Raw genomic sequence first — 18,060 nt, forward strand, 5'->3', positions numbered from 1 at the left:
ATATTTTATTTTTATTACCCGCGATTTTTATAATAAAGATCCCACATATAGGTAAATTGATCGTCTGAAAATCCTGCCTTTTTTGCGTCGGCACGTTTGGCGTCCTTGGTATATCCGGTGCGCCGGTCGCTGACGATACGGTACATCTGCTGGTAGTCGTCGATATTCCAGCCTGCGGATTTCGCGGCAGGCCAGCGCTTCTGGGCGCTTTCGGACATCTGCGTCGCTTGCATGGTCTCGCTGCTGCTGTAGTCCACATTTGCCTCCTTGTACACGAACTGGTATCGGCTGATGAACATTTCATCCAGCTGCTTCTTCTGCCCGGCAGACAGATCGGTAGACATAATATACTCACGCTGCATCGTCTGCATCTGTGTCCGCTTGGTACCGTCTGCCTGCGCCTGCTGCTCGATTTGCTGCAGGTTGTACCGGATCGCAATGGCAGTTGCCGGATCAATGCCGCTGGCGTTGATTTTCCAAATCCATGATGTCTTCGTGACATTTTCATTCAGGTTGCATTTTGCCAACTCCCGTACATAGTCGTAGCAATCACGTATGAGTGCCATTTTGTCCTCGTCTGCTGCGGATTTGTACGCGGCGGACGAAATCATTTTAGTCAGCAAATTGTAGCTGTTTACGCCGATTTCGCGCTTCAATTGCGTATACTGGTCAGCCGACAGCACAATTGCTGTCCCGTTTGCCAGTGACAGGCGCTTATCCGGCAGGCCGGGGAGTAATGCGGCATTGCCCGTTTTGTCGTACAGTCGCAGCAGCTCCTCGTCTGTTGATGTCTTTTGGATGCGGCTATAATATCCGGGACTGACCATGTTGGCAAACACACGATACGGCACGCTGCCGTTGCTGGTCGCGCGTCCCCAGCTGTCCAGCAGGTCTGTACCTGCCGCAATCGTGCAATGGCTGTTATACCAACGCAGCAGGGTCGCCATGCTGTCCGGTGCGACATCAATCACAGACTGCGGGATGGCTGGAATTTTATTGCGCGACTTGTACAGGATTTTTTGCGCAAAAGTCGGGATCCAGCTGTCCGGATCGATGTATGTCGTTTTCGCGTTTCTTTGTCCGATGCGCGCCAGTTGTCCGACAAACGTCGGCACTGCCTGACTGACATACTGCCCGGTTGCAGATGTCGCAATACTGGCGATTTTATTGTCCGATTGTGCAATCTGGGTCAGCGTGTTTTGCAGACCATCCATCATGGACAGCGATACCAGCGGCTCGCTGATCAGCGACAGACTATCCAGCAGGGTCGCCACGCTGATGCCATCGCCCTGCTCCAGCTGTTCCATGCGGTACAGCTCCGCGCCTACCATAAACGGCATGACGGCAGGCGCCATCCAGTCAATCGTATAGCTGTTATCCCCGATCTGAATGGCATAGTCCTGATATCCAAGCGTGTATTCGTCGTAACCATCGCGGTCATCGTCCCCGCTGCCGGATGCACGGACAATGCCGGATGCCGCAGCCCACACGCCCAGTGCGACAATCTGTGATCCTACCATGCCAGCAGACAGCCGGTCGATGTACTGGGATGCTGTGATACTGCCGCGCCGCAGATCGCGGGCACCGCGCGTCGCTGTGTCCAGCAGCCCAATCGGGCTGTATTCCACTGCACGCTTCACGATGTTTACCGGGGTCTTTTTAAACGGCACAAGACCTTCGATAATCAGATGCGCGACTTTGTGCTGCGCGCTGAGTTCGTTCAGGTTGGTCGCCAATTTGGACGCGTCACGATAGGTTGCACGCTGTGCTTCTGCCGTTGCATAGCGGCGGGCACGGGCAAGATGCGCGGTTTCATGCCCGTCAGGCGTTGTCATATCCTCCGGTGTCAGATTGTTCGCCACCATATAGCTTGCCAGCGCGTTGGTATAGTGTACCCGCTGGAACAAGCGATCCTCCGCCTCCAGCGCCTTGTCATTTCGCGTCCGCGCCCACTCCAGCGCGCGGTTACGGAAGATTTTCTGCTTTTCCCGCACCTGATCGGTCGGATTGTATTTTCCGCCTCCGGCAACCATATCTTTCTGCAATTTGTAATCGTTCCGTGCAAAGGTTCTGGCATTGCGGGTTTTCTGCGTCGGAATCGTAGCGCGCAGAGATTTCGTGCGCTCAATCCCGTCAATGCGTCCGGTCATGCGTGCGGCACGGTCTGCAACCGATTCGCTGACTGCTCCGATGATGTTTTTGTACGTGACTGCCGGGACAAATACGGCATTGCCGACCATATTGCGGATATGTGTGCGCAGGTTTCCCAGCATCGCCAGATATCTCCACGCGTTCCATTTGTCCTCCAGCGTGACGGGCATCTGATCTGCAATATTCTGCATGATGTCGTCCATTGCATCCGCGCGTTCCTGCTCGGTCTGCGCCTTCAGCAGGCGTTCCTGCAATCCGGACGGCACTTCGATCTTCGGCGCACGGCTGCCGTATTTCCGCACAAGCTGGCGCTGTACATCACGCACAGCGGTTTCTGTATACCGCAGCTGGGATGCACCTCCCAATTGCTTCAGCAGACGCATGGCCTGCACAGCTTGTCCGGCTTTCGTACCGATATATGCAACCTTCTCCACCAGATGAGTTGCCGCAGCGACATCGCCGCGCTGCATCGCGTCATGGATCAGCTGTTCACCCAGCGCGACATCTGCCGCAGACGGCATCCGGTCGCTTTCCACAATTCCGTCAAACTGCCGTGTCGCCGCGTCTATGCCGATAGAATCAATCACGGCGCGCGCCTTTTTCAGGCTTTCCGCATTGCTGACCGGCGTGTATGATGCCTGCGCATCATGGATCACAGCGCGTTCCAGACCGGATACCTGCGCTTCGTTCGCCTGCGGTGTCTCTGCCGCCGTGCGGACGAAGCGGCGCACACGGGTTTCGTCGTTTACCTGCTGCGGGAAATTCACCTCACGTGCAGGCGTTTCGCCCGGCTCGATCGCGCCGTATTTCTCCACGGCATCATCCAACAGGCTGCGGTCGCTTTTCAGGCTGGCACGCGAATTGACATTTCCATCATCAAATGATATACTACGGATGAACCCAAACTTGGTTCCGTCTAACGGCACTCTTAAGTTGCCGCAGACGTGGAACCAGTTGCGGGTTCTTTTTTTGTCCTCATTTAAATAAAGAATCGTTTCATCTGTAATTTGTTTGGCATAGTTGCTTCTGGGATGAACCGTTCTGATGTTGGAAATCATTGTACTTCCATCGATATCAACACGCATGACAACTCCCACAACGATTGGAGTTCCATTCGCGGAGAATAGATTGCCGTATACATTCACTGTATTGCGAGCACCTTCATATTCTGTAATGGCAATTGGATCGCTGAGTAGTTCTGGAATTTTCTTCAAATCGCTGATTGAAAGCTGGCTTCCGTGTTTTGTGAGCGTTTTTTTGATTTTACTCACATCAAAGAACATTCTCTCCGCAGGAATACCGACACGATTGAGCGCACTGTCCTTCTGCACAACACCAACTTTGATGCGTGTACCATCCGACAGCTCATCCCATCTGTCCACCTGCCGCTTAAAATATTTGTCCTCTGCGAATGCCTGCTCTCCGGTTCTGGTCTTTCCGGATCGACGGGAATCGTTTTCGCCCACTGTCTTCATGGAATAGCGAATATTCGGATTGTTTCGGTCAAACGTGCCAACGTTATCCGTCGCAGATTTGATCTGCGTTTGTGCAAACACAAGATACCGCTTGTCCTGCCCTGCGATCACAACACCGTCATATCCCTTTTGTTTTGCCCGGCGGATGATCTCTTTCTCCGCCTGCGGGTTGGGCTGCTGGCTGATTCTGTACGGCCTGCGCATATTCAGATAGACAGGTTCTCCCGCTTCGCTGTCGGTCAGGCGGTACAAACCGTTTCCGCTGTTTGCTGCGTCGTAATAGACAACCTTCGGCGTGCCGTCGGGGGAGACGATCTTGCTGGACTTATTCGGATTTTCCTTCCAATTGCCAAACCAACGCTTAAACTGTACGGATTCCGTGATATTTGCCAGCTTTGGCTTGACAGGGGAATCTGCATCGCGTATACTGGCAATATAGCCATCGTGTATTTGTACGGAACTCTTGGGCATTGTGACCCTTGCCTTCCGTAACAGCGCGGTGGCATTTTCTTTGTCCCAGTAAAACAACGTCGTTTCCCCATTGGCATACCTGTTCAGTGCATTCGCCAGCAGTCCGGTGACTGCGTTCTTTCTGCCATGCACGCTTGTGACCGCATTACTGTCCAGCAAAATATTATTCTGTCTGGCAAAACCGTCAATGACGACCGGAGCAATAACAGTATTTCCATTATGAGTAAATGGCAGCAGCGCAACAACACTTGTTCCGCTCTTCGTCTCCGAAGCGATGACTGCAACCGGATGCTGTAACGCCTCCGGCAACTGGCGAAGTCCGTCTTCTCCGATGGTGTGATCTTCGTTTTTCGTGCCGTTGATTGCATAATCAACGTGCGTCTGATTGATTGTCATCGGCAGGGCGTTGAAGCCAATCTTTTGCAAAACTTCCGGAGTTCCTCCGATCAGCAGACTGTCTCGCTTCGGAATTTTTCCTGCCTTCCAATCGTCAATCTGCTCCGCAAAGGACTTCTTATAATCATACAAGCTGCCATCATCGGCGGCTTTTTTTGTGCCATTTTTCTTGATAGAATAGCGGATATCCGCACTCTTGCGGTCGAAAGTGCCAACGTTATCCGTCGCAGATTTGATCTGCGTCTGTGCGAACGCAAGATACCGCTTCTCTCGTCCTGCGATCACAACACCGTCATATCCCTTTTGTTTTGCCCGGCGGATGATCTCTTCCTCCGCCTGCGGGTTGGGCTGCTGGCTGATTCTGTACGGATTGCGCATGTTCAGATAGACAGGTTCTCCCGCTTCGGTGTCGGTCAGGCGGTACAAACCGTTTCCGCTGTTTGCTGCGTCGTAATAGACAACCTTCGGCGTGCCGTCGGGGGAGACAATTTTGCTGGCATCTGTCGGTTCATTCTGCCAGTCTCCAAACCAGCGAAGGAATTGCTGCGTCTGGGTCTGATTCTGAATTTTAAGGTTGACTTTTTCCGGAATACTGTGTAAGATAATACCAGAGACTGTGGCTTTGGTAGGCTGATTAGGGAATTGGACCCTTTCCGCTACCTTAGAGGCAGCCTCATTTTTTATGTCCAGATAGAAAATTCCGGTCTGACCTGCATTCTCCTGCGCAATCGCTTCTTTTATCAATCCGTATACGTTTTTCGGATATGCAGACGATAGTACATGGACATCCAAGTCCTGACCGTCAACGGTTCGTTCGGTTGTAATTTCAACCGGTACCAGCAAACTTTCATCGTTGTGTCCAATATCAACAATAGCAACTACACTCTCCATGCTGCGAACAGGGAACCGATTACCTATATCCTTTGAAGCGATTACCATGACAGGGTTGTGCAGATAGCTGTAAAGATTCTTTACAAAATCCGTTCCCATTCCATGATAATTCGTCTTTTTTCTGAATCTTCCTTCTGCCTTTGCCTGTTCCTCTGTCTTTGCAATGCTGTAAATATGACCGGAGCCGATGACCATCGGAAGATTTGGAACGCCCAGCTTTTCCAGAATTTCGGGAGAATATCCCATCAGGACGGCGCCCTTTGTGCTCCTGTCTCCGCTTAAAATTTTCTCTACTGTTTTCTGATACTGCTTCGTGATTTCGTCCTGTGTATCCAGTCGCCCTCCGGCGGCTTTTTTCTTTACCGAATACTTTTTCCCTGTCTCCGTCGCACTGCGTTTTCCATTCGCCAGAACCGCGCGCACTTCTGCTTCGATCTGATCCTCCTGATTTGGCTTGACAGGGGAGTTGGCATCGCGTATACTCGCAATATAGCCATCGTGTATTTGTACGTCCGCCTTGGGCATTGTGACCCTTGCCAGCCGTAACAGCGCGGTGGCTTTTTCTTTGTCCCAGTAAAACAACGTCGTTTCCCCATTGGCATACCTGTTCAGTGCATTCGCCAGCAGTCCGGTGACTGCGTTCTTTCTGCCATGCACGCTTGTGACCGCATTACTGTCCAGCAAAATATTATTCTGTCTGGCAAAACCGTCAATGACGACCGGAGCAATAACAGTATTTCCATTATGAGTAAATGGCAGCAGCGCAACAACACTTGTTCCGCTCTTCGTCTCCGAAGCGATGACTGCAACCGGATGCTGTAACGCCTCCGGCAACTGGCGAAGTCCGTCTTCTCCGATGGTGTGATCTTCGTTTTTCGTGCCGTTGATTGCATAATCAACGTGCGCCTGATTGATTGTCATCGGCAGGGCGTTGAAGCCAATCTTTTGAAAAACTTCCGGAGTTCCTCCGATCAGCAGACTGTCCCGCTCTGGAATTTTTCCTGCCTTCCAATCGTCAATCTGTTCCGCAAAGGACTTCGTATAGTCGTAAATCCTGCCGTCTTTGGTGGATTCCTTGACAGAATATCGGATATCTGCATTGCTGCGGTCAAAGGTTCCAATGTTGTCTGTAGCGGATTTGATCTGTTCCGGACTATATACAAACATCTCTCCGCCTTCCCTGTCCCATACGGCATCATATCCATCTGCACGCACTTTTTTGTCAACAGCACGAATTGCTTTGTCACGCTGCCTATAATCATAAACCGCGCCGGACGGGTCTGCATTCGGATACTTCTCATACTGCTCCCGCAACATCGCATTATACTGCGCCCTTTCCATGATTTTCTTTGCGGAAACATATAAACCGAGCACACGCGGGCTGCCGCCGCGCTTGCGACTGTTCGCGCCATCCGAAGCCAGCCTCGCAGACATTTTATATTCTGTCAGATAGATTTTATTGCCGCCGGCTCCCAGTCCCAGCTTTCTCCCGGTCATGTCGTTGGACTTTCTCATATTGAATTCCCAGAAATCAGACGCTGTACCGTGATACATAACCTTCGGTGTCCCGTCTGCATTGATTACCTTGCTGCTCTCGGACGGGTTGAAATTCCGATCTCTCTGCTTGACAGCCGCAAACAAATCTGATACAGTTTTTATATCGGCAGTCTTAAGTAAGGAGCTAGGGACTTCACCTGAACTCTGGCTATAGGCTGTCGATTTTTCTATATTCTGTAACTGATATGCGCGTTTTCCCGTCTGCACCCGATTTGGATCAAACATTTCCTCAACGTATAACTTCAAGATCTCAGGACCATTTCCGATGTCTGCTACCGTGTACATACTGTGCATCAGCAAAGAATTCGGAGATTTTGCCTTTCCAATTGTATAAGTATCCAACAGGACGGCATTCCTGACAATATCATTGATATAGTCCAGATACGGAATTGCAGATCGGTTTATTGATTTTGTATGCGATTTCGTTTCTGAAAAAGTTTTACCAGAAACATTGATATCCCATCCAGTGTCAACATTATGCTGTAAGCCTCTGGCACTGCCTTCCTGCGCAGCAATCTGCACTTCTGTCTGATCGTTTACCCGCCAGTCGCCGAACCATGCCCGGAAAAACGGAGACTTCTCCCCCATCTGATGATAGTATTTCTCCGCAATCGGATACAGCTTCTGCATTTCCTCACCAGTCAGCTCGTTCAGGCTCTTTCTGTCCAGAGACTGAACCGCACGAATTTCATCCTCCGTCAACTCACTGCCATGGCTGGCAGCTTTTTTTGTTTTCGCAGAATATCGGGCAGACTGTGCCGCCATACCGGAACGTATTTTCTTTGCACTGTCGGACGCGGCGGACAGCGCTTCCAGCCACAGACGTTCGGTTTCCGACAGCTGTTCGAGAAACTTCTTTTCCTCCCGCGTCTTTCCGGTTATCTTCCGGCGCAGGTCGGAGATTACCTGCTTCAGCTTCTCCCACACGGTCTGCGCGGTCTTCGGGCGAATTGCGATAAACTGTCGGATGGTGTCCGGGTCAGTCATCAGTTCTGCGGCATAGTCCGCAGCAATTTCGTCCATCGCCTGCTGACGGGTCAGGCGAATCCCGCACCGCTCTGCGCGCTGCTGTTGGGTAAAAATCAACGCTTCGGTCAGGTCGGCTGTCTGCCGTCTTCCGCTCTTCTCCGTTGCCTTTTCAGACAGAACACGCATTGCCGCGCTGCGGAAACGCCTGTACTCCTGCGGCGCAAGCTCCTGCATCCGATGCGTCAGCTCATGTGCCGTGTGCGCACGGGCGGCAAAGGAAATATTCTCCTCTGCTCCGTCAGCATCCTTCGCAATATAAATGACACCATTCAGATACATGCCGTTTTTCGTCCCTCCGTCAATCGTCGGCACGATTTTCACTGCGGTTCCTGTCATCTTTCCCAGACTGTCCAGATGGGTCTGCGTCTCGGCGTCCAGCACTTCCGCATTGGCATCGTACACCAGTCCGCCGTCCCGGTACACGTTTACGCGTCCTTCGGTGATGGCTGCCTGCTGGATAGCTGCCGTATTGTCCGCATCCGCAAGACCGGCGCGGTATGCGGCAGACGCAACATCGGACGATACATAGTCCGCATAGCTGCTGTTGATGGTGATTCCTGATCCGGTCAGACCGGCGTTGTAATACCGCGCAAAGCCCTCGAAATAGTCATCCAGATCTTTTGCGCTTCTGATGTTCTCGCGAAATGCCTTTGCACCTTCCGCGTCGAACTGTTCCTCCGCAATATCCGCATAGGCAGAGCCGGTGAATGTGGCGGAATCCCGCACACCTGCCTGATACATGGCACTGCGCGTCTGCGCATCCAGTCCGGGAGATACCTGCTCTGCGATCTTCTCATTGCCCGCTCCAATCTCTGCGCCGATGGCATAGGCAGATGCCGCCGCACTTTTCTCCGCTGCGGATGCATTGCGCATGCCGCTGTTGACATACGCCTCTGTTCCGGCTTCTCCCATGCCGGACAGTGCGGCGTTCTGTGTTTCTCCTGCCGCATCCGTCCGTGCTCCATCCGTCACGCGTCGGGAGGCTGCCGCTGCCGCTTCGGATGCACGCTGTGCTGCGGTTTCCTTTGCTGCGCGGATTGTTTTGCTCTGCGCATCCTCCTGCGCATCTGCGGTCTCCTGCTGCGTCTGTTCCGCAGTTTCGGTCGGCTGGGCGGATGCGGGAACTACCTGTTCCGGAGCGCCGGACGCTCCAGTCGCACGGTTTGCGGCATAATTCAATGCATGGCCTGCTCCCCCCATAATTCCGCCAACGGCAGCACCTGCGGCAAAGTTCTCAGCCGCACGCACCGGGTTGACAATCGCATTATCATCTGAGGTGGAGTACAGCGGCTTACTCTGGTCATATCCCAACTGGAGCAGCTGGTCGATCATGTCCTGCTGGACTTCCTCGCCGCCTTCCTCCCATGCAGTCGACAGCGTTCGGCGGAATACATCGCGCAGAGATTGCACTGCGCCTTCTGTGTTCATCGTTTCAAGACCGCCACCCATTTCAACTGCTGACTGAGCAAAGGCAGTTGCCAGTGCGTAGGCGCTCGCATCCAGCTCGGAAGCGCCACTTTCCCGCGCACTGTAGTAAGATGGGCCCACGATCTGCGCGAACGATGCCCAGAACGACGGGTTCTTCATCGTTTCCTGTACTGTGTTCAGCATGCCGCGCACAGTAGCTTCCGTTCCTGCAGCTCCGGCGGCGGAAGACGTAAGTGCAGACGCGCTGGCAGTGGCTTCGGACAGTCCGCTGGATGCAATCGCAACCACAGCCTGCGGGATATTTTCCACAATCAGACTGGTCAGCCGCAACCCCAGCTTTCCGGCAGCGCCGGATTCCGATGCGGCAAGATTGTACTGGTTCGCAAACTGCTGTGCGGTCTCGCTGTCATTCCCGTATGTATCATTCAGCCAGCGGTCGAACACATTGTCCTCGCCGAAGATCGCCTCGGTCGGCAGGATGAAATCCACGCCCTGCATGATCGCCTGATTCGCGTTATAAAGTCCGGATTCCACGCCCGCTTTCGCCTTGTACAGCTTCTTACCGAGCCATGTCTTATCATCCCACTTCTTTCCGTAGGCATCCTCGTACATCTGTTCGTAGGTATCCTGCTCCGCTTTTTTCTTCCGCGACTCGACAGCATCCGGAAGATACTGCAGATTTTCGGTCAGGAAGTCCTGCTGTACCGCGTCCTGACTGAGCGTGTCAGGTGCCGCTCCCGGTGCCTCCATGGAAATCTGATCGTTCAGCACCGGAGACTTCGCGCCGGACACATTGACCTGAGACAGCTTCTTGCCGCCGCTATATGTCCATGTGCCGGTCGTCGAATCATACGATGCTCTGCCGGTATAGTTCAACGTATACTCGCCGGTATCCGCATGATACGAAATCGGTTCGTAGGTTGACAGATCGTATTCGTCGCCGTACTCCCGCTGCATTTTCGTTCGGATAGACTGATTCAGATCGTCCATGATACTCAGATTGATCTGATGCTGCATGGTGGCATCGTCCTGTTCGTTATCCGTGCGGGAGGACTTCGGAAGGGATGCCCACGACTGACCGTTCGCACGCATCAGTCCGAGCTTTTCGCTCACGGTTTCCGGCTTCTGCACCTGCGGCTGAATGCCGGACTGCTCCATGATCTTTTTCCCTGTATTTTCATCCCGCTTCCGGTCAATCCGTTTCCAGATTTCACTGGCTTGCTGCGACTGGCTTTTATCCTTCAGATCGCTCGTCTGAACACCGACACGCTGCGGCGTGTCCTTTTTCGCCCATGAGCCCTGATATCCGGATTTCAGCTTGTCAGACACAGAGTAATACGATTTGTTCCCGGTCGCGTTCTGGACATCCCGCAAATAGGATTTCTTCTGGCTGCGGTTGATTTCCGACTGCCGCTTCTGCCTGTCCTGATTTCTGGTTTTCGTGTTGTATGAAGAGACGCGCTGATTGCTCGCTCGCGTCTGCCTGGTCTTGGACGATACCGGCGAGGTATTCCGCTTCGGTGTCCTGTCGGAACGATTGCCCTGATTCTTTCTGGGGCTTTTTCCGCCGGACGGCTTCTTTTTCGTCGGCTGTTTCTTCTGCGCAGGTTTTACATACTCTTTGTAAACTTTTTCCGCGCCTGCGGACGCAAAGTCAAGCGGGTCTTTTTTCTTAGCCATATATCCTCCTTACTTCTGCGCTGCAAGCTGCGCTTCATACCGTGCTTCCGCGAGTTCTTCCTTCCACTTCGCATAGTCACTGTACAGCGTACCCGGCTTGAGACCGAGTATTTTCGCGGACGCCGCATCCAGCACGCCGGATGCCTGCCATTTTGCCATTGCATTGTCAAACTCACCCTGTGACTTGCTCGACAGATAGCTCCGGTCATTTGCGTACATGTTATATGCGGATTCATTCAGCGACTGGAGTGCAGACAGTTTGTTCTGCTTCGCGGCGTTATTTGCCTGCCACGACTGGAGGGCAAGATTGTACACATCTCCCATCGCATCATTCATCTGGGACATATAATTCTGTCCGGCCTGTGCCGCAGCAGATGTAGTATACGACGAGCTGAGCCCGCCTGTCTGCGCCGCAGACGATGCCATAGTATCTCGGATGGCACGGGACGCATTGCGCGTATACTGGTTCTGCGTCGACTTCCACAGATCATTGGTGCGGGGATCAAACGAAAAATCCTGAATGCCTGACACCGCGTTGGACGCATCTGTCAGCTGCTTTGCGTAGTTGGAATGATAGGTATCCAGATACGGTGCATAATCCGATGTAACTTTGTACTGCGTCAGTCCCTCTCCGATGACTTTTTCGTTGCGCTGGCTTTCATACTGCGCAGCGGATTTGTAATCCCCCTTTGCAACCGCTTTGTCAATCAATGCGGTGTAATCCGTGTTTTTGTTGTACGACATAATACCTCCTTAGTGCGTCGTCGTGCCCGAGTCTGTGATAACATATACCTTCGACGCCGTCATTGCCAGATTATTTGTGCCAGCATACACGCCAAGCGGAACACCGTTGGAAAACAGCTGGACTGCGTTGTTATTTGTGGTGTCCACCCGGAGACCGCCGACAGAATTGGAATCCTGCATCATGGTGACCTGTCCATTGTTCACCATCAGGTTCTGTGTATCTGCGGTAATGCCATTGGGCGTCAGGATCAGTGATGATGCATTTCCCTCGCCGTCTGACACATCGATTTTCACCGCATCCGCAGTTACAGTAAATGCAGCCACCTTCTGCGCAGCCTCATTCGCAGCAGACGCAGCGCTCGACGCCGTGTTCGACACCGCGGACACCTCCTGCCGCAAGGCATCGACCGACTGTATCACACTGGAATAATTGCCATTGATATCGCTCAACTTGTTGTTTACGGTCTGCTCCAGCTGATTCAGATGATCGGATGATGCTGCACCGTTGTCTTCATCAATATTCTGCATTGCAATCGTAAGCTGCTCTGCCAGCGCACGGAATGCGGTATACAGCTCGCGTACTGTTCCGGCAATGTTCTCCTCGTCATAGCGCGGCATTTTTACTTCAGTAAAACTCGACATATCATCCTCCCAGATCGGAAAGCGCGACAAACTGCCGCGTAATGGAATGAATCGTGACATCTCCCGTGCACCGGAACCGGATGCCGAGAGAGGTGCAATGGACAGGATATACGGGAATATACAGCACATCGCTGTGTGCGCCTTGCGCTGCAAATACTTCATGCCACGACCCTTTGCCTGCCCGGATATCGACGCGCAGCGTGGACTCACCGTTCATCTGACAGCGGATCGTCAGCTTCTGGTACCGCTTGCGTTCACTGGCCCCTTCGTCGATATCTGCCAGTTGTACCCACCATTCCACATTTTCGTTCCCTGCACCGGACCGCAGCAGCCTTCCGTCTGTACACAGATCATACCGTTTCCCATCGGAATACGTCGCGTCCGTCAGCCACAGCCGGTTTTCCACACTCCATACATTCTTTCGAGTGTCATAGCACAGGAGCATGTCGCCACTGCCGATATCCGCATACAGATAGTAGTTCTGTGCTGTTCCTACGCCGAAGTGTGGCACGATGGTGCGCCCGGCAAACGGAAGGGAGATACAGGTCGGGCAATCGCCGTCATAAGCGTACACGCCGCCATTTCCGACGTAATACAGAACGCCGCCCACAGTGGCGAGTGTCCGCGCCGCACCTGATGTCACGCCCGGAACAACCGCAGATACCATCTGATAGTTCGCCGGCCGGGAACCGTAGATTTTATGTATGACATTCTCTTTGAAAAACGCGACATGCGTGCCGTAATGCCCGCAGGCCGTGAATGCGCCGTCTGTGGCGACATCGACGGCATAGCTGTCATCTGACAACCCGTCGTATCGGTTCCAGTTCGTCGGGTCGCCGAGCGCGCTGGCACGGATGGTGTTCCCAACCGTCGCCCACAGACGGTTGTTGCTCTCGCAGAGCGTGTCCACATCCGGTACAACCCGCTTAAAAGTCATCGGTTTTGGCAATCCACTTTTAATAAGTTTTGGGAGCGAATTCGCATAGAATCCAATCTGTTCCTTATCCGGAGAAATGTATCGGATTGTAATTGCTTCGATTTTCAGGTTTACAATCGGGTTTCCTTCCTTGTCATGATCTTTGTAACGAAGACCTGAAATTGAAATGGTGTCGTTTATGCGCAGTCCTTCAAACAAAAACGGCGTGTTATCCTTGTAGTAACAGCGCAGCAGATCAAAATACTGCCCTTCGTCCTCGACATACTCGTTCGCGCTGACCTGATATCTCAGCATTCCCTTCAGCGTGCATTCCAGAGACTCCAGCTTCGGCGTGCTGCCAGACACATCAACTGCGAGTTTCTGCGGAAAAATCACAATCTTGGAGTTGATTCCTGCAATGAGCAGGTTTTCTGTATTCTCCAGCGTGGTCACGGTTTCTCCGTTCCACTTCAGTTCGTTTCCGTCCACAACCAGAAATCCTCCGCCGTAGGCAAAGACACGTGACGGTTCTCTGTATTCGTCCACAGTCTCAGTCGGGAGACGCGGGGACAAAGAGGGATACCGATCGGAAGAAAAGCCATCTCCGTCCCATACCGCTCCGTCCCTGCCATACCGGAAATCCAATCCGGCAAACTGAACCATCTGCTCCTGCACCGGACTTCTGGAGGTCGCAAACTGCGGAAGAATCATACTCTCAGATACCTCCCTTTCCACTCCATGCGCCGGGGTGGTCTGTGCCGCGCCTGCCATGCGCGCCATTCCGTATATCGCGCGTTGAATGCACCGGAATCGTTCGGATACAGGCTCATATCCGCATTCGCCAGATCGATCTGTGCAATGACATACAGAACATAGCAGTCATCAAACGGGAACGGAATGTACAGCTCCATCTCAGCATCCTGCGGATAAAACAGTGGGGATGCCGGGATGCCTTCCGCGTCCTTCACCGCTTCCGCATCCAGACGCGAAACCATCTCCGCCTTCTCCTCCGGTGTAAAACCATTCGGGCGTAAGCTGTCTACGCGGGTAATCACATCATTCAGCGTCATGCCGCCGCCTCCACATCCAGTCGCAGGACAAAAAGTTTCAGGTCGGAAAGAGTAGCTACATACTGATCTTTGATGGCTGGGTTATATAAAAACCGGATGCTTACGTTTACCAGATCGCCGGAAGAAAACCGCAGAATATCCGGTGTTGTCTGTATCAGGTTTCCATATTTACCTGCGGAAGCGTCCAATTTAACTACATTGCGTGTACTCCATACGGTCTCCTCGTCGTTTATCTGATCGGTTGGACTTTTTGCCCACACCGTGATATTAAAGCCAACATTTTCGGCTTCTGTTGTATTGCTGTACAGTGCCATTTCAGACCAGATGAGATATACGCCGTGTTCCTGAATGCAAAGATTGCCATCTGGATTCACTTCCGCAAATGCCTTGCATCCATACAATGTGCCGCCTGTAAGTTCTTTCTGCACCGTATCCAGCGCGATTTCGTTTCGTCCGGTACCCGTGTTGTTGCACAGATCAACGACAAGCATTCCGTCGATAATGTTCGTTTCTGGCAATTTGAAATCCGGGCTGAGTTTATCCAGCGTAACTGCTCCCGCAGCGATTTTTTCCGTGGAAACCGCTCCGTCTGCCAGCTTCGGCTCTGTTACCGCTCCGTCTGCAATTTTGGCATTTGATACTGCGATATCTGCCAGCTTCGATGTCGTTACGGCTCCATCCGCAAGATACGGCGTCGTGATGCCGTCCGTCCGCATCACATCGCCCGCGTCGATGATGTGCACAGCGTTTACACCGCTATCTTCGTATGCCGCAGACTCCGGATTCCAGATCAGCCAGTGATTGTTCTCCGGGTCAATTTTCGCCGGGGGCGCAGACAGTGCGGCAATCGTGTCGTCGAGCTTCCGGGAAAGCTGTGTGATCGCCGTCTGAAGCTGTTCCGCCATCGTCGGGGACGGATCAGCGGGATCTGGGTAATAGGTATGCGCCTCCAGTACCGTCAGTCGTATGACCGCGCGGCGCACTGCATTTCCGTCCTCATCGTATCCCCTCGCCGTCATGGTCAGCTTTCCCGGATACCGCATCGCTTCTCCGGGCAGCCTGACATGATACTCGTCCTGTGCAGGCATGTTTCCGCCGACTGCCGGATCAAACGCAAGCAGTGGAACCTTTGCGGCTTCGTCTCCGTTCGCATCGTCGAAGAACAGCGTTACTGCCTCGCATTCACGCCATTCTCCGTACAGGTTCACGATCAGTGTCTTTGCATTCGCATCGCCCTGCACCCCTGCTACGGACTGATTGGCCCACATGGACGATCCGTTCAGCTTGATTCTGATTTTGTTATTTGTGATCATGGATACCTCCAAAAAACAAAAGGGGAAGGGAATCAATCCCTTCCCCTTTTTCTCAGATCTTATTCTTCGTCCTTCTGCTGGAGCGACAGCTTGGTTCTGAGGCTCTCCTGACGCTGCAGCATAACGCTGTTTACATAATCATACTGCGCCTTGGTAAGCGGGACTTCTTCACCGCGCTTTACGGTGAATTCATGTCCGTTGATACAGAACCATTCCGTCTGACGTTCGCCGGTCGGATCAAGCGGCAGCAGAATCTTCACCTTCGATTCCTTTGCCTTAACTTTATCCACGGACATATTCTCGGACTTCTTTTCAGTATCGTCTACGGTTTTCTCTGCCATATGTCCTCCTTAGTTCGCAGATGCCGCGCCGAAGCTGGAACAGGTTTCGACACGCACCATGTACTTTTCGATGAGGCGCTTGACCGCCATCATCATCTTCCAGCCGACCGTGGAACGCTGGTCGAGCGGGTCGGCAGAACCGGCAGAGCCAAGCTGCTTAATGATGGTATGCACGCCGCCATCCAGATCGGATACTGCATAGGCGCCCTTGCCGAGGAAAATGGTGCCGTATACCGCATTGGTATCCGAAGATGCATTTTCCCAGATTTTCGCTTCGGTAGATTCTACAAAACGCACGCCGTACAGCATGCCGATCTCACCGTTGTAGATGTTCGCAGTGTCGGTATATTCATGCGGCGTCTTCCAGTTCGCGTCGTCCTGAATGTCATAGACGACATCCGGATGGATCACCGCTACATAGTAGCCGTCGATCTTCGGCGCGTTGTTGCGCTTCAGCGTGCGGACTGCCATGCGGATTGCCTTTACGCTCATGGTGTTCGTGACCTTCAGCGATGCTCTCGCCGCGACCGATCCGTCCGCATACTGCACGTTGCTGCCGCCCATCAGCTCCTCACGCACGATGGTATCTCTGGTCTCTGCCGCCTGTCTCGCGCATTCCCTCTGCGCCTCTGCGAGGTTCGGATCGATATGTACGAGGTCGAGCACATCAGTCAGCGTAACGTAAGCGCCGTACTGATACAGGGTCGCGGTCAGGGACTTCTGTACCAGCTTCTGACCATCCGGGGTCACGCCTTCGGTCAGCGGCGTAAGCGCCTTGCCGAGGCTCTCATAATAACGGAACTGAATCGTCTTGCCGTTCTTCTTCGGAATGGGGCGCTTTTCTGCGAAGCGTTCATAGACAAGGTCGGCCTCCATGAAAGTGATCAGCGTCTTGTCGTAGAACGTGACCATGCCAGCAGAAAGAGTATCGCTGGTCGATGCATTCGCGTTCAGACTTGCCGACGGCGTCTGTACGGCAAGATCAAACAGATGCAGATCGAGCGGAAGCTCGTAAAAATCAGTGTTCTTAAACACAGTGTCCTCCTTTTAGAATCGTACTTTTTCTCCGCGCTGCGCCATTGCAATGATCGCGTTGATATCCTCGCTGGTCAGCTTTGACGGATCGGATACCACACGCTGTGCCGCGCGGGCAGACGCGCCGTTTTCAGACGGGCGCGCCGCATTTTTTCTTGCATTCACCGCCGCACGCTGCGATGCGATAGAGGCGGCACTGCGGGATGCGTTGTTCATAAGGTCGTCGAAATGCGTCAGACGATAGCTGTCAATGACGGAATTTCCCCGCTGCAGGCTTTCCGCAAAGGCAGGATTGGAAGCAATCTCGCTCTGAAGATTGAATTCCGGGAAGGATTCTCGCAGCGCGCGCTCCTCTGCGAACCACTTCGCCTGCACCTGCTGTGCGCCCAGCTCCTGCTCTCTCTGCTGCTGTGCATCGAGAAGCTGCTGGTTCTGACGCTCCAACTGCGATACCCGCTTGTACTGTTCGACCGTCATTCCTGCGTTCATCGCGGCGTCTTCGTAGAACGATTCGTCAGCATCGATTGCTTCCTGCAGCCTGCTGACATCGGAAACGCCGTACTTCGCCATGAGCGCGTCGATAACCGGCTGCTGCTGCTCATATGCCTGCTGCATTTCCTTTGACTTTCCAAGACGCTTCTGGATGATGCTTGTCATCCTCTGATTGAACAGCTGTTCGTATTTTCCGCCCTTTTTGATAAGGGCATCAAATTCCGCTTCTGCGTCCGCAGGATTGACGTCCGTGCTCTGACCGGCGTCGCCAGAATTGTCCTGCTCATCCTGAATACCGTATACAACATTCTGGATGCTGGACTGTTCGCCCGTTTCTGCGGCTCCTTCGCCGCCGTCATCGAACATTCTCAGGTTCATGACATAGTTCTGCATAAAGATGCCTCCTCGGTTTACCGGATTACGGGCATT

The 18,060-nt window shown here is 53.0% G+C and carries 9 protein-coding genes; all 9 read right to left on the reverse strand.

Going from position 1 to position 18,060, the window contains the following annotated elements; all coding sequences use genetic code 11:
• Window positions 1–14 precede the first annotated feature (14 nt).
• The 9 genes from ACLM7Z_RS13105 to ACLM7Z_RS13145 are packed head-to-tail and all read right to left on the reverse strand — an operon-like array spanning window position 15 to window position 18,024.
• A complete protein-coding gene (locus ACLM7Z_RS13105; protein WP_435645285.1) occupies window positions 15–11,078 on the reverse strand; it encodes a hypothetical protein in 11,064 nt (3,687 codons plus the stop codon).
• Between the two features lie 9 nt (window positions 11,079–11,087).
• Entirely contained in the window at window positions 11,088–11,822 is a 735-nt protein-coding gene (locus ACLM7Z_RS13110) for a hypothetical protein (protein ID WP_435645286.1), read from the reverse strand.
• A 9-nt stretch (window positions 11,823–11,831) separates the two neighbouring features.
• Entirely contained in the window at window positions 11,832–12,464 is a 633-nt protein-coding gene (locus ACLM7Z_RS13115) for a hypothetical protein (RefSeq protein WP_435645287.1), read from the reverse strand.
• Window position 12,465: 1 nt separating this feature from the next.
• The gene (locus ACLM7Z_RS13120; RefSeq protein ID WP_435645288.1) at window positions 12,466–14,091 is read right to left on the reverse strand and encodes a hypothetical protein; all 1,626 of its coding nucleotides are present in this window, start codon (window positions 14,089–14,091) and stop codon (window positions 12,466–12,468) included.
• Window positions 14,088–14,450 (reverse strand): hypothetical protein, encoded by a 363-nt coding sequence (locus ACLM7Z_RS13125; protein ID WP_435645289.1) that lies wholly within the window; start codon window positions 14,448–14,450, stop codon window positions 14,088–14,090. Before ACLM7Z_RS13125 ends, ACLM7Z_RS13120 begins: the two co-directional genes overlap by 4 nt.
• Complete coding sequence (locus ACLM7Z_RS13130; RefSeq protein ID WP_435645290.1) at window positions 14,447–15,763, reverse strand: hypothetical protein; 1,317 nt, start codon at window positions 15,761–15,763, stop codon at window positions 14,447–14,449. Before ACLM7Z_RS13130 ends, ACLM7Z_RS13125 begins: the two co-directional genes overlap by 4 nt.
• 59 nt (window positions 15,764–15,822) lie before the next feature.
• The gene (locus ACLM7Z_RS13135) at window positions 15,823–16,104 is read right to left on the reverse strand and encodes a hypothetical protein (RefSeq protein WP_435645291.1); all 282 of its coding nucleotides are present in this window, start codon (window positions 16,102–16,104) and stop codon (window positions 15,823–15,825) included.
• A 9-nt stretch (window positions 16,105–16,113) separates the two neighbouring features.
• The gene (locus tag ACLM7Z_RS13140; protein WP_435645292.1) at window positions 16,114–17,139 is read right to left on the reverse strand and encodes a N4-gp56 family major capsid protein; all 1,026 of its coding nucleotides are present in this window, start codon (window positions 17,137–17,139) and stop codon (window positions 16,114–16,116) included.
• 12 nt (window positions 17,140–17,151) lie between these two features.
• A complete protein-coding gene (locus ACLM7Z_RS13145; protein WP_435645293.1) occupies window positions 17,152–18,024 on the reverse strand; it encodes a hypothetical protein in 873 nt (290 codons plus the stop codon).
• Between the last annotated feature and the right edge of the window lie 36 nt (window positions 18,025–18,060).

The organism is Butyricicoccus porcorum (assembly GCF_051246315.1).
Lineage (GTDB): Bacteria > Bacillota > Clostridia > Oscillospirales > Butyricicoccaceae > Butyricicoccus_A > Butyricicoccus_A porcorum.